Origin of the sequence: Actinobaculum sp. 313, from assembly GCF_003073475.1 — a bacterium.
In the GTDB taxonomy this organism is placed as follows: domain Bacteria; phylum Actinomycetota; class Actinomycetes; order Actinomycetales; family Actinomycetaceae; genus Asp313.
The window spans coordinates 1,293,521-1,306,646 of record NZ_CP029033.1 but is presented as its reverse complement, the minus strand read 5'-3'; the positions used below and the strand labels follow the sequence as shown (position 1 = coordinate 1,306,646).

Genomic DNA, 13,126 nt, shown 5'->3' with positions numbered 1-13,126 from the left:
TCCTCCCGTCATACGACATCGTGTTACGCCGACTTCGGTGCGTTGACATCGGTGGGCAACGCCTGCCGCGCCTTTTCCACAACCGCCTTGAAAGCCACCGGATCGTTCACCGCCATCTCAGCCAGTTGGCGCCGATCAACCTCGATACCCGCCAGGCTCAAGCCCTGGATGAAGCGGTTGTATGTCATGCCCTCCGCGCGCACACCGGCATTGATACGCGTGATCCACAGCTTGCGGAATTCGCTCTTGCGGGCCTTGCGATCACGGTAGTTATACACCATGGAGTGCGTGACCTGCTCCTTGGCCTTGCGATACAAGCGGGAACGCTGGCCCCGGTACCCCGACGCCCTGTCCAGGGTGGTGCGACGCTTCTTATGCGCGTTGACTGCGCGCTTGACTCGTGCCATGTCTAAATCTCCTTCCGCCTCAGCGGCCCAGCAGGGTGTTGACTTGCTTCAGGTTCGCGTTAGCGACCGCCTGGTCCTTTGACAGGCGACGGGTTCGGCGCGACGACTTGTGCTCCAACAGATGCCGCTTATTGGCCTGCTGGCGCATAAGCTTCCCACTTCCCGTCACGCGGAAACGCTTCTTCGCACCGGAGTGCGTCTTATTCTTCGGCATATCAGCCCCTCGATCAGGCCGCACATAGCGGTGCGGCGTCTATTTGGCAACAAAAAGAAGTATCAGGCGCCGGGTGCGGATGGCTTCGGCTTGGCAGCGGGCGCCGCCTTGGCCTCGGCGTCCTGCGCCGCCGGAGACTCACTGGCCTCCGCGGCCTTTTCCTGCTGGCGCTGTGCTCGCTCGGCGTCGCGTGCACGCCGGTTCTCACGTTGCGCCTCCCGACGACGCCGCTGGTCCGACTTCGCCTCGGACTTCTTTCGTAACGGTGCGAGCACCATTGACATGTATCGGCCGTCGGCGCGCGGAGCTGCCTCAACGGTAGAAATCTCCGCCAGCTCGTCCGCCATGCCTCGCAGCAGCTTAACACCCAACTCCGGGCGCGACTGTTCCCGCCCTTTGAAGCGCAGGTCGAATTTCACCTTGTCGCCGCCCGCAAGAAATCGCTCCGCCTGGCTCTTTTTTGTGCGGTAGTCATTCTCGTCAATCTTCAGGCCGATGCGAATCGACTTGATCACCGTATTTGACTGATTCCGGCGCGCTTCACGTGCCTTCTGCGCAGCCTCATACTTGAACTTTCCGTAGTCCATGAGCTTGGCAACGGGCGGGTTGGAGTTCGGTGCCACCTCAACGAGATCCAATCCGGCTTCCTGCGCGAGACGAAGAGCATCATCCACCCGGACGACGCCGACTTGCTCACCGCCGGGGCCGACAAGGCGCACCTTGTCGACGCGGATTCTCTCATTGACCCGTGGTTCGTTGTTGATAACTGCTCCTCAGTTCCTGGACTTTGATGCGCGCAGAACACCCCAGGAACCGGCTGCCAAGAGCTGCCTACCATGTAACCCGGTACCCAGAGGGCCACCCAGGTGGGAGTACTCCACTTGCATTCCGGCCGCTTGGCCGGTTGGTCGCCAAATACTATACCAGCTTGACGGCGGCGACGACCGGCCACCAGGCCTCAAATAGGCCTTTTTTCGTGTCGCTTTGCACACACTGGCCACCCGGCCACACAGTGTCTCGAGGGTCCGCAGCCCTCGACATCGTCGCGTTTCACCCCGCATTCGCCTGCCTGGGCCCTGGTAGCAGCGAAAGCAACAGCCGCCTGCACAGTTTCGACGCGGGGCCTCAAATGTCACGCACGGGTACGACTTCAACGGCATCGAGGCGGGCGCGAAGATACTCGTCATGGGCGATAGCCTGACTTGCCCGCACCACGGCATCTGCGGCTGCGGCACGTTCGGCTCGCTGCGCCATATGCAGCAGTACCAATGTGACTCCTCCGCGACGCATGGAAATACTGAGTCCACGTACAAGCTCGCAATCACGCACCGACTGGCCAATTCGCGTCGCGATGTCGGTATCGTTCCATGGCGCTAACCAGGGTTCTGCGGCGGAAATAGCGGCCAAGGCGCTCCGACCGACGAATTCCTGTTCATCACCAGGATTCACTACCAGCATGCCACCTGTGGCAAGAGCCCGCGCCGCGGCGGTCTTCCCACCCAAAGGCAGCGGCCGCGCTGCGGAATCAAATGCCCCCACCTGATCGGCCGAGGAGAACACCGCGAACGCGGGTCGCCCACCCGGACCGTCTACTCGCAGGTTCGATGTGACATTACTAATTTCGCCGCTCGGCCCGGACTCTTCGCCTCCCGCAACGTGCCTACCAATAGCCGCCACGGTAGCGTGCCCGGGGTGTGGATGCGCCTGCACCGCGAGGAGAACGCGGCCCGTGGTCAGCGCCGCTACCACTGCCTCGTGCCGCCGCATGGGGTTTGCGATTGCGAGAGCCTGGGTAAACACGGCCTGTTCGGTGCCGTCGTCTTCCGCGAAGGCATTCGGCTGCAGCAGTCGCTGCGGATCCATCAGTTCTGCTCCCCCGCCACGGCAATCGCCTCGGAGAGTGTGAAGGCTCCCGCATACAGCGCCTTGCCCACAATGGCGCTATCGACTCCCAAAGGAACCAACTCGCGCAGCGCCCGTAAATCATCCAATGACGAGACTCCTCCGGAGGCTACCACCGGTGCGCTGGTACGGCCCGCCACGGCGGCGAGAAGGCCGGTATTAGGTCCGCTCAACATGCCATCGCGCGCCACATCGGTTACAACGTACCGCGAGCAGCCGGCGCCGTCGAGCCGTTCCAGCACCTCCCACAGATTGCCCCCCTCCTTGGTCCAGCCGCGCGCAGCAAGAGTTTCTCCGCGCACGTCCAGGCCCACGGCTATCCGTGCGCCGTACTTCCCGATCACACCGGCGGTCCATTCCGGATCCTCCAAGGCTGCGGTTCCCAGGTTGACGCGGGCGGCACCCGCAGCCAGCGCGCGCTCAAGCGACGCATCGTCACGGATACCACCGGAGAGCTCCACCTGGCACGGCGTGCTTGCCACTATATCGGCGAGTAGCTCGTGGTTCGATCCACGCCCAAAAGCGGCGTCGAGGTCGACTAGATGTATCCAGGTTGCTCCCTCGGCGAGAAAAGTCGCCACCGCTTCGGCTGGGTCCCCGTAGCTCTGCTCGGTACCGGCCTCGCCTTGCACCAGTCGAACTGCCTGTCCGCCGACAACATCAACCGCGGGCAAAAGTTGGAGACTATCAATCATGTCGTTAACTCCTCATCGCTTCTCGGCGCATTCACCGCATGCATTCAGTGCGTCTGATCCATGAATCGGTTCGGTCCACCGCTGCTGGTGCCGCAGGCGAACCACCACCGCACCAGAACATCACAAGGTTCCCAGCCAATTCCGCAACAACACCGCGCCCGCCTCACTCGACTTCTCCGGGTGAAACTGTGTAGCGCAAAGCGGGCCATCTTCCACCGCCGCAACGAAGCGGGCGCCATGTTCCGCCCAGGTGACGTTCGGTCTGGCAAGGGCATCGCTCATCTGCGCTCCGGGATCTTCCTGGACCGCGTATGAATGAACGAAATAGAAGCGCTGATCCTCCACCCCGGAGAAGAGGCGGGACCCTTCTGCCACATCCACCGGTGACCAGCCCATATGGGGAACGATTCGTGCCGGAAGGCGGTCCACTGACCCGGGCCACTGGCCCAAACCTTCGTGTTCACCGCGTTCCGTGCTGCGCGTGAACATCACCTGCAGTCCCACGCATATTCCGAGAACGCCCCGTCCTCCCGCTACACGCCGCTCAATAAGGCGGTGCGCGCCAACGCCACGCAGTTTCTCCATCACTGCGGCGAAGGCGCCCACACCGGGAACGATGAGGCCGTCTGCGGCCATCACCACATCGGGGTCCGCCGTGAGTTCGACATCAGCGCCCACGTGTTCCACCGCGCGAACAACGGAACGCACATTGCCCGTGCCCGCAGCAAGAACAGCAATCTTCTTCACGCCGGACATTCTAGCGGCCCACAGCCGTCAGCCGAATGCCTGCCCGCAGCGACACTCTTAGTCATCCTCTTCTCGCTCCGTTTGCGGGTTGTTCGCCTCGGCAGGCTCACTTGCTTCCTGCGGTCCATCTCCGCTCGAATCGATGCTATCGGAGTCATCCGATTGCTCTTCTCGTCCCTTTTTTCCGCCACTGGCGCTGCGACGCCGCGCCGCCAGCTTTGTCAGCATGGTTGGTGTGACGTCGCGGGCGAAAATACCGCCGTGATCTTCCGGTTTCTCCTGTCCGAGGATGATCTTCTCCAGCAGTGGTTCGGCGGAGTTGAGCAACAATCCGGCCGAAATCTCCTCCCCCGGTTCGCCCGCCTGGTAGCGCCAAGCGCGCACGGTTCCCGCTACGCCGGCGTCGAAGCCATCGCCGTCGTCCAGATTCACGTCAAGCAGCACGACGCCGTACTTGGAGAGACGAGAGAAAAAGGCGGCTACTGCCGGCGCATTATCGGCGGGCTCACCCGAGGCCGCCAACTCCTCCAGGTCCGCGTCGTCGGGTCCGAGAATATTGCGGATGTCCCACTCGTCGTACTGCGGCACAGGCAATTCGCGTACCACCAGCGCACCGGAGGAGGTCGGAACCACCGCAACATCGAGGTGTTGCAACGAGGCGATGCCCGCCACCACCTCTGCCTGGTCGAACGGCGTCAAGATGACATAGCGCTTGATCTTGGTGCCCACCGGTATTCGTCCTTTCTTGCATTGCGGATCCTGGATCCGCCTTAGAGCGCACCCTTCGTGGAGGGAATGCCCGATACGCGTGGATCGTATTCGACCGCGCCTCGCAACGCCCGCGCAAATGCCTTGAATTGTGCTTCTACGATGTGGTGCGGGTCGCGGCCGCGCAGCACGTCAAGGTGCAGGCAGATGCCAGAGTGAAAGGCAATGGCCTCGAACACGTGGCGAGTCATCGCCCCCGTGAAGTGCCCGCCAATCAAGTGATACTGCTGGCCTTCCGGTTCGCCGTCGTGAACCAGGTACGGTCGCCCGGAGATATCCACAACGGCGCGAGCGAGCGCCTCGTCAAGTGGCACCAGGGCGTCGCCGAAGCGCCGAATTCCTCGTTTGTCGCCCAACGCCTGCCGCAGTGCCTCACCTAAACAAATGGCGGTATCTTCAACCGTGTGGTGCACATCCACCGCGATGTCACCCTCCGCATGTACCGAGAGATCAATAAGGGAGTGCCGTGACAGCGCCGTGAGCATATGGTCGTAGAACGGCACTCCGGTTGTGATGTCGGACTCCCCGTGCCCATCGAGGTTCAGCTCGAGCCGGATCCTGCTTTCCGAGGTCTCCCGCTCAATGCGGCCAACTCGTTGTTCTCCCATTACATTGCCTCTCCCAGCGCCACCAGGAAGGCAGCGTTCTCTTCCGGCGTGCCAATACTGACACGCAGCCACCCTTCCGGGCCGACTTCGCGGATCAGCACACCGCGTTCAAGTAGAGCTTGCCACACAGCATGCCGATCAGGGAAGGTTCCAAACAGAAGATAGTTGGCATCCGACGGCGCAACACGCAGTCCGCGAACGCGCAACTCCTGTGCCAAGGCATCGCGAGCCACGCGTATTTCCGCCACCTGTCGGCGCAGTGGGGCCCGATGCGCCAACGCGGCGCGCGCCACGGCCTGTGTCACCGCCGACAGGTGGTAGGGCAGGCGCACCACGGTCACCGCGTCAACCACCTCCTGGCTAGCAGCTAGATATCCCAGACGCAGCCCCGCCGCACCAAACGCCTTCGACATCGTCCGCGTCACCACCATATGCGGATACTGCGCCAGCAATTCCATCGCCGAAGGGGCCCCGTCTCGCCGAAACTCGGCGTAGGCCTCGTCAACCACGACAAGGCTGGACGCTTGCTCGGAACCGCCGTCGTCCGGGCCACTAGCCACTGCGGCGTCGAGGATCCCCTCCAATTCGCTACGGCTCAATGCCGTGCCCGTCGGATTATTCGGGCTGGCCAGAAGTATCACTGCGGGTCGTTCCCTCGTAATGGTCTGCCGGGCAGAATTCACATCAATGGTGAAATCCTCCCGCCGCGGTCCCACAACCCACCGCGAGAAGGTATCCCGTGCGTACTCCGGGTACATGGAGTACGTCGGCGCAAAAGAAAGAACACAACGCCCCGGTCCGGCGAAGGCCTGCAGCAGGTGCAGCATAACCTCGTTGGAGCCGTTCGCCGCCCAGATCTGCGCCGCCGACACACGAACACCGGACTCCTCCGCCAGATAATCCGCCAGGTCCTGCCGCAACGCCATGAAGTCACGATCCGGGTAGCGATTCAGACGTAACGCCGCGTCGCGGGCAGCAGCGGCAATGTCAGCGAGAAGCTCCGCGTCGGGCGGATACGGGTTTTCATTGACGTTCAGCGTCACCGGGACGTCGAGTTGCGGCGCACCGTAAGGAGCCTCATCGGCAAATTCCGCACGGATAGGAAGTCGTGTCACAATCCAAGACTACGGATATTTTGAGGCCGGGCGGCGAAACGTCCAGCGTGCAAACTCGCGCTTGCCGGACGTTCCGCCACTGTCGGAACACAGCCGTCCTTATTCAGCCGGCACCACCGCCACTACCGCTGCCCCGCCATGCAGAACACCGGAACTGACTGAACCGAGCATCGCCAGAGCGTTGCGGCCATGATTGCCCACGACCAGCAGGCTGGCGTCTTCGGACGCGGCCAAGAGGGCATCTACCGCATGGCCGGAGACAATGTCCAGCGTGGCATGTACATCCGGGTAGTCAGCATCAAAGCTATTGAAGGCTTCCTTGCCGCTAGACTCCAAGCTCGCAACACCGCTGCGGATCGCTTCGCGCAGTGCACCTTCCGGTACCCGATTGACATTCGCCGCTGCGTGTTGCCGGGCCTGAATCACACGCAGTGCCACGCCGCGGGCCCGAGCTTGGCGGTATGCGAAATCGATCGCCGCGGGGGAACCCTCATCCGGGTCCATGCCCACGACGACCGGACCGTTTTCGTTGACCGGGGCGTGGCGTACTACCACAACGGGACATTTCCCGTAAGCCGCCACCTTATTCGATACGGATCCGAGGAGAAAGCGCCGAATGGCACCCAGCCCGCGGGCGCCGACATATAGAATATCCGCGCTTTCCGTTTCCTTTACGAGTGCAACCGCAGGGTCTTGAACCAATACCTCGCCGCTGATCTCCAGATCCGGATAGTGTTCGCGTAGCCCATCTATCTCACGATCAATGATTTCCTGGCATGCCTCAAGAACATTCTCCGGGGCGTAGGATCGAGGCCAGCAAAACCGTAGAGTGGAGCGAAAGAGTAAACGAGCCGTAACGGCAGACCACGCCGCCGTGCGTCCGCCGCAGCTGCCGCTTCCGCCACTGCCGCGTGCGCCGAGCCGTCCGTTCCGACGACAACGGGATAGACATCAGCCATAACGACCTCACACAACGGGCCATCCGTGCTTGCGCATCGCAAGGCGTCACCGTTGGCCCCTCGCGTCACATTTTACGCGCATGCCGCCGTCGGCGCTGCCGTAAAACCTACCTTTCAGGGCTATATCCAGCTGGTTAGGAGGCCCAGCCTTACTGGATTCAGTCAAGATGTAGGCATACGCTACAGCTATGACCGCCCTATCGGTACGGCGCAGAAGACGGCGGGGCGCGGTCCCGGCGGAACAAGCCGCGCTACCTGCGCAGGAGGAGTCGCCGTCGAGCACGGTTGCCAGCCGTCTGAATTGGCTGCGCGCCGGCGTCCTGGGAGCAAATGATGGGATTGTCTCGACCGCCGGCATCGTTGTCGGTGTTTCGGGTGCCGCTCTCACCGGATCGGCGTTACTGGCCTCCGGCCTGGCAGGTGTCATAGCCGGTGCCCTATCCATGGCAGCGGGCGAATATGTCTCCGTCTCCACACAACGCGATACCGAGCGGTCCGAACTGGCCAAAGAGAGCGCAGAATTGGCCGCCGATCCCGAAGGAGAACTGAACGAGCTGGCCGGTTTAATCGAGGAACAGGGTGTCGACGAGCGCCTGGCTCATGAAATGGCGGAACAACTGACGCGGCGTGACGCCCTGGCCGCCCACGCACGCCTTGAACTCGGCATTGACCCGAACAGTCTCGCCAATCCCTGGCACGCCGCCTTCGCCTCGATGTTCTCCTTCATCCTAGGCGCACTTATCCCGTTCGTCGCGATCCTCGCCGCGCCAACCCGCATCGCAGTGCCCGTCACCGTGGTCGCCGTCACCTGCGCCCTCGCGATAACCGGATCGGTCTCGGCTCATCTGGGAGGCTCACCGAAACGCCCGGCGGTGCTGCGTAACATATGCGGCGGTCTGCTCGCGATGGGCGTCACCTACTCAATCGGAGCGCTTGTGGCGGCCTGCTTTTGACCGGTGACTGCGAATGAATTGGCGACTGCGGGCTAGTCGGCGCTATCGCCCGGAAGACGCGCCGCGAGAGCCTCGGCGTGTGCCGGAAGGTCTTCGTCGTGTGCCAGCGCTTGCAACGGTCCGTACAGGGCTGTCATAGCCTCGCGGGAGTACTCGATCTCCTGCACCGATTTGAGGAAGGCGTGCACGTTGAGTCCCGCGGAGAAACGAGCGGTACCGCCCGTTGGTAGAACATGGTTCGACCCGGCCATATAGTCGCCCAGCGGAACCGGGTTGTAAGGACCGACAAAAATCGCGCCCGCATTGTGAATACGCGCCGCATCGTCTGCTGCCTGAGCAGTGTGAATCTCCAGATGTTCGGCCGCATACGCATTCGCGACGGCGATAGCGGCGTCCACATCGTCGACCAGCACAATCCCCGACTGCGGACCGCGCAGGGCTGTTTCTACCCGCTGCGTATGCTTCGTCGCGGCCGCCCTCGCCTCGCACCTGCTATCAACGGCTGCTGCCAGTTCTGGCGAATCCGTAATAAGAACCGATGCCGCTGCCGGATCATGTTCCGCCTGCGATACGAGGTCGGCCGCGACATAGTCGGGGTTCGCAGTCCTATCGGCGACGATGGCGATTTCGGTGGTTCCCGCCTCAGCGTCAATTCCTACGACGCCGCGCACCGCACGTTTCGCTGCCGCCACGTAGATATTGCCGGGTCCCGTAATCACATCGACGCCTTCGCATAACCCGTTCACCCCGTAGGCGAACATGGCGATCGCCTGAGCACCACCAACGGCGTATACCTCATCGATACCCAGAAGTCGGCATGCGGCCAGAATCGTTGGATGTGGTAAGCCTCCATGGTCCGCCTGTGGCGGAGAGGCAAGAGCAATCTGACCGACACCGGCCACCTGTGCCGCAACTGCATTCATAATCACGGAAGATGGATAGACGGCCAAGCCACCGGGAACGTATAGTCCGACTCTTCTCATCGGCACCCACCGTTGCCGCACGACGCCGCCTGAGACGATCTCCGTTTCGCGTTCAACGGGAAGCTGGGCAGCGTGCCCGGCCCGGTTGTGCGCAATCGAGATTTCCAAGGCCTGGCGTAACTGCGGCGAAAGGTTCGCGAGGTCGGCCTCCAGGGCCGCTTGGGGTACCCGCAGGTTCTCCGGTCGCACGCCGTCAAAACGCTCCGCCAATTCAAGCAGTGCCACCTGACCGCGTGCGCGCACGTCGTCGATCAGCGGATGCACGGCCTCCAGCGCCTTGTCGACGTCTACCTCCGCCCGCGGAAGACGAGAGGCGAGGTCCTGACTGTCCGGGCGTGAGCCACGCAAGTCGATTGTCTGCAGCATGGTGACGATTCTAAAATGTCCGACACTCACACCGCAGCGCGGTCCACGCCTATTGAACTTTATCGACTGCTCCCCCGAAGCGCCGATCCCGCTCGGCGTAGGCCTGGCAGGCACGCCACAACTCGCGGCGATCAAAGTCCGGCCACGCCAGATCGGAGAAATAGAGTTCGGCATAGGCCGATTCCCACATCAGGAAGTTCGATATGCGCTGTTCCCCGCCGGTGCGGATGAACAGATCGACGTCTCGCATATGCGGCGCGTACAAATGGCGGGCGATAGTGCGCTCGGTGATTCGCTCCGGATGCAGTCGCCCCACTGCGGCCTCTGCCGCAATGGCACGCGCCGCATCGGTGATTTCCGCCCGTCCGCCGTAGTTGATGCACATATTCAACGTCAGAACATCGTTTGCGGCGGTCATTTCTTCTGCGATCCGCAGTTCGGAAAGTACCGACTTCCATAGGCGGGGTGTTCGGCCCACCCAGCGCACGCGCACGCCCCACGAGTTCAGCTCGTCGCGCTGCGCGCGAAGCACCTGCCGGGTGAACCCCATGATGAAGCGTACTTCGGATGGTGACCGTTTCCAGTTTTCGGTGGAAAATGCGTACGCCGACAGTTCCTTGATTCCTATCTCGACGGCGCCGGCAATCACATCCATAAGCATTGCCTCACCAACGCGATGCCCCTCGGTTCGTGGCAGACCGCGCGCGTTCGCCCATCGTCCGTTGCCGTCCATAACGACGGCGACGTGTTCCGGAAGCACCGGCAACTGCGGCGGGCGCGCTCCGGAGGGATGCGGTGGCGGCGAGATCATGATGCCGGTTCAACCAGCCGTAGCGACCGCACCTGCCGTTCAATATGCCACTGCAGGTAAGCGGAAATCAGGCTAGTGGACTCGCGCCGCGTCGGCTGGTCGGCAGCCTCTGCCACGGGCCAGTCACCCGATAGCAAAGCCCCGAGCAGTTCGACCGTGGCGGGCGATGGATGCGCGGAACCACGCGGTGCACAGTTGTCACATACCATTCCGCCCGATGCCACGTGGAAGGAGCGCAGTCCTTCGTCTCTTCCACAACGGGCACAATCCCAGATTGCCACTGCCCAGCCGGACAGAGCCATGGCGCGCAGCAAATATGAATCAAGAATCAGGGCGGGATCATGCGCTTTGACCGCCAACGAATGCACCGCGCCTAGAAGCAGCAAATACTGCTCCTCATCCTCCTGCCCTTCTTCCGGCGTAAGCCGCTCCGCCACCTCTGCCATGGCGTTGGCGGCGGTGTATGACTCATAGTCCGGAGCGATAGCACGTCCGAAAGGATTAAGCGTTGCAGCTTCGGTGATAACATCGAGACTACGCCCTTGGTACAACTGCACGTCAACCATGGAGAACGGCTCTAGACGCGCCCCGAAACGAGACTTAGTGCGGCGTACGCCCTTCGCCACGCCGCGCACGCGCCCATGGGCACGTGTCAGCAGGGTGATAATGCGATCTGCTTCCCCCAAATCATGGGTGCGTAGCACAAGCGCCTCATCCCGGTACAGTCTCACCGCATTATTCTCTCACACCGGTCAGCGCAGAGCGCGATTGACGGCCGAGATAACGGCTTTGAAACTAGCGCGCATGGTGGATGGGTCAACTCCACAGCCCCACAGGACCTGACCGTTGACCTCGCACTCCACGTAAGCCGCCGCCGTTGCGTCGCCGCCCTCCGATAATGCATGCTCGGCGTAGTCGAGCACCCGCACCTCGATGCCCAACTGCGACAGCGCGCTGACGAAGGCATCAATGGGGCCGTTGCCGCGTGACGCCAGCGTGTGCTCCTCATCGCCGTCTGCGATGGTGGCTGTGAGCACGGATTGTTCACCCTCGTCCCCGGCCGTCACCGTCGTCGCCAGCAGCCGGAAACGCCCCCACGGTTTCAAGCCCTGTGCGGAGGTAAAGGGAAGGTACTCATCGGCGAAGATCTGCCACAAGTCGTCGGCCGTCACCTCTCCGCCGTACTGGTCGGTATAACGCTGCACGATTCGGGACAGCTCAATCTGCATGCGGCGCGGCAGATCGAAATGCCGTGTCGTTGACATGAGATAGGCGACGCCGCCCTTGCCGGACTGCGAATTGACCCGCACCACCGCCTCATAGGTGCGACCGACATCTTTCGGGTCAATCGGCAGATAGGGAACCTCCCACGGCACCGCCAGCTCATCTCCGCCCGCGTCCGCAACCCGCTCCTGCCGGTCGGCGAATCCCTTCTTAATCGCATCCTGATGCGAACCAGAGAACGAGGTATACACCAGGTCGCCCCCATAGGGCGTGCGCGGCGGCACATCCATGGAAGTGCAGTGCTCGACGGTACGCCGCACGCGGTCGATATCGGATAGGTCCAGTTGCGGATCAACACCCTGGCTGAAAAGGTTCAAGGCCATTGTCACCAGGTCCACATTGCCGGTACGCTCGCCCTGCCCGAACAGGCACCCCTCGATGCGGTCAGCACCTGCCAGCATGGCCAACTCCGCCGTCGCAATCCCCGTACCACGGTCGTTATGGTTATGCGCCGACAGTGCGATGTACTCACGCCGCGATAGATTTCGACTCATGTACTCGATCTGGTCGGCGTAAACATTCGGGGTACAGCGCTCCACCGTCGTCGGCAGATTCAGTACGATCTCCCGATCAGCCGCGGGCTGCCACACATCCATCACCGCCTCGCATACCTCCAGGGCGAAATCGAGTTCGGTATCAACGAAGATTTCCGGCGAATACTCGAATCCGGCAACCATGTCGTCGCCGAGTACCTTCTCCATATAGGCAACGATTTCCTGTGTTCCGCACACGGCAAGCTGCTTCGTGGCCTCCCGGTCATTATGAAAAACGACGCGGCGGAACACGGGCGACGTCGCATTGTAGAGATGCACGGTCGCCCGCGGCAGCCCTTGCAAGGCGTCAATCGTCTTATGAATGATCTCCGGGCGGGACTGTGTCAACACCGAGATCGTGACATCCTCTGGTACCGCGCTCTCCTCCACGAGCCAGCGGCAGAAGTCCAGATCCGCCTGGGATGCAGCGGGAAAGCCTACCTCAATCTCTTTAAATCCCATCTTCACCAGCAGCTCGAACATCATCCGCTTGCGCGCGGGATCCATCGGCTCGATAAGCGCCTGGTTGCCGTCACGCAGATCCGTTGACAGCCAGCGCGGCGCCTTCGTGATCCTTTTGTCCGGCCACTGCCTATCCGGTAGACACACCGGGTTAACATCGAGGAAGCTGCGGTACTTCCCAATGGGCATTGTGGTCGCCGTCTGCTGATTATGGAATCCTTCGGTCTTCATCTCTGCTCCTGAAGCAAGTGGTGGGCGACCGGCAAGGTGATACCCGCGGCGGGGTGCCGGTCTAGCGGATCCCGTCGCGGCTGGGAAG

The 13,126-nt window shown here is 62.1% G+C and carries 15 protein-coding genes; 1 reads left to right on the top strand and 14 read right to left on the bottom strand.

The window, feature by feature from the left end; translation table 11 throughout:
- Positions 1-23: 23 nt before the first annotated feature.
- From rplT to DDD63_RS05600, 10 genes are all read right to left on the bottom strand, one after another.
- Positions 24-407 carry a 50S ribosomal protein L20 gene (rplT, locus tag DDD63_RS05645; RefSeq protein ID WP_108715550.1) on the bottom strand — a complete coding sequence of 128 codons (384 nt, stop codon included), beginning with the start codon at positions 405-407 and terminating at the stop codon, positions 24-26.
- Between the two features lie 19 nt (positions 408-426).
- A complete protein-coding gene (gene rpmI, locus DDD63_RS05640) occupies positions 427-621 on the bottom strand; it encodes a 50S ribosomal protein L35 (RefSeq protein ID WP_108715549.1) in 195 nt (64 codons plus the stop codon).
- A 62-nt stretch (positions 622-683) separates the two neighbouring features.
- Complete coding sequence (gene infC / locus DDD63_RS05635; protein WP_108715548.1) at positions 684-1,385, bottom strand: translation initiation factor IF-3; 702 nt, start codon at positions 1,383-1,385, stop codon at positions 684-686.
- A gap of 361 nt (positions 1,386-1,746) precedes the next feature.
- Entirely contained in the window at positions 1,747-2,484 is a 738-nt protein-coding gene (locus DDD63_RS05630; RefSeq protein WP_108715547.1) for an SseB family protein, read from the bottom strand.
- Positions 2,484-3,218 carry a bifunctional 1-(5-phosphoribosyl)-5-((5-phosphoribosylamino)methylideneamino)imidazole-4-carboxamide isomerase/phosphoribosylanthranilate isomerase PriA gene (gene priA / locus DDD63_RS05625; RefSeq protein WP_108715546.1) on the bottom strand — a complete coding sequence of 245 codons (735 nt, stop codon included), beginning with the start codon at positions 3,216-3,218 and terminating at the stop codon, positions 2,484-2,486. The genes DDD63_RS05630 and priA overlap by 1 nt, the downstream gene beginning before the upstream one ends.
- Positions 3,219-3,338: 120 nt before the next feature.
- Positions 3,339-3,965: an imidazole glycerol phosphate synthase subunit HisH gene (gene hisH / locus DDD63_RS05620; protein ID WP_346426238.1), complete on the bottom strand. Its 627-nt coding sequence runs from the start codon at positions 3,963-3,965 to the stop codon at positions 3,339-3,341.
- Positions 3,966-4,022: 57 nt separating this feature from the next.
- Entirely contained in the window at positions 4,023-4,694 is a 672-nt protein-coding gene (locus DDD63_RS05615; RefSeq protein WP_108715544.1) for a hypothetical protein, read from the bottom strand.
- A 41-nt stretch (positions 4,695-4,735) separates the two neighbouring features.
- A complete protein-coding gene (gene hisB, locus DDD63_RS05610) occupies positions 4,736-5,341 on the bottom strand; it encodes an imidazoleglycerol-phosphate dehydratase HisB (RefSeq protein WP_108715543.1) in 606 nt (201 codons plus the stop codon).
- Positions 5,341-6,459: a histidinol-phosphate transaminase gene (locus DDD63_RS05605; RefSeq protein WP_205647366.1), complete on the bottom strand. Its 1,119-nt coding sequence runs from the start codon at positions 6,457-6,459 to the stop codon at positions 5,341-5,343. The genes hisB and DDD63_RS05605 overlap by 1 nt, the downstream gene beginning before the upstream one ends.
- Before the next feature lie 96 nt (positions 6,460-6,555).
- Entirely contained in the window at positions 6,556-7,158 is a 603-nt protein-coding gene (locus tag DDD63_RS05600) for a universal stress protein (RefSeq protein WP_108715541.1), read from the bottom strand.
- 445 nt (positions 7,159-7,603) lie between these two features.
- Between DDD63_RS05600 and DDD63_RS05595 the strand changes: the two genes are divergently transcribed.
- Positions 7,604-8,368 carry a VIT family protein gene (locus DDD63_RS05595; protein WP_108715540.1) on the top strand — a complete coding sequence of 255 codons (765 nt, stop codon included), beginning with the start codon at positions 7,604-7,606 and terminating at the stop codon, positions 8,366-8,368.
- 32 nt (positions 8,369-8,400) lie between these two features.
- Here DDD63_RS05595 and hisD read toward each other — a convergent pair whose 3' ends face one another.
- Genes hisD through leuA form a run of 4 tightly spaced genes read right to left on the bottom strand, consistent with a single transcriptional unit; the run spans position 8,401 to position 13,038 of the window.
- On the bottom strand, positions 8,401-9,717 hold the full coding sequence (gene hisD, locus DDD63_RS05590; protein ID WP_108715539.1) for a histidinol dehydrogenase: 1,317 nt from the start codon (positions 9,715-9,717) through the stop codon (positions 8,401-8,403).
- Between the two features lie 49 nt (positions 9,718-9,766).
- The gene (locus tag DDD63_RS05585) at positions 9,767-10,528 is read right to left on the bottom strand and encodes an isoprenyl transferase (RefSeq protein WP_108715538.1); all 762 of its coding nucleotides are present in this window, start codon (positions 10,526-10,528) and stop codon (positions 9,767-9,769) included.
- A complete protein-coding gene (gene recO, locus DDD63_RS05580) occupies positions 10,525-11,259 on the bottom strand; it encodes a DNA repair protein RecO (RefSeq protein ID WP_108715537.1) in 735 nt (244 codons plus the stop codon). Before recO ends, DDD63_RS05585 begins: the two co-directional genes overlap by 4 nt.
- A gap of 21 nt (positions 11,260-11,280) precedes the next feature.
- Entirely contained in the window at positions 11,281-13,038 is a 1,758-nt protein-coding gene (leuA, locus tag DDD63_RS05575) for a 2-isopropylmalate synthase (RefSeq protein WP_108715536.1), read from the bottom strand.
- Positions 13,039-13,126 lie beyond the last annotated feature (88 nt).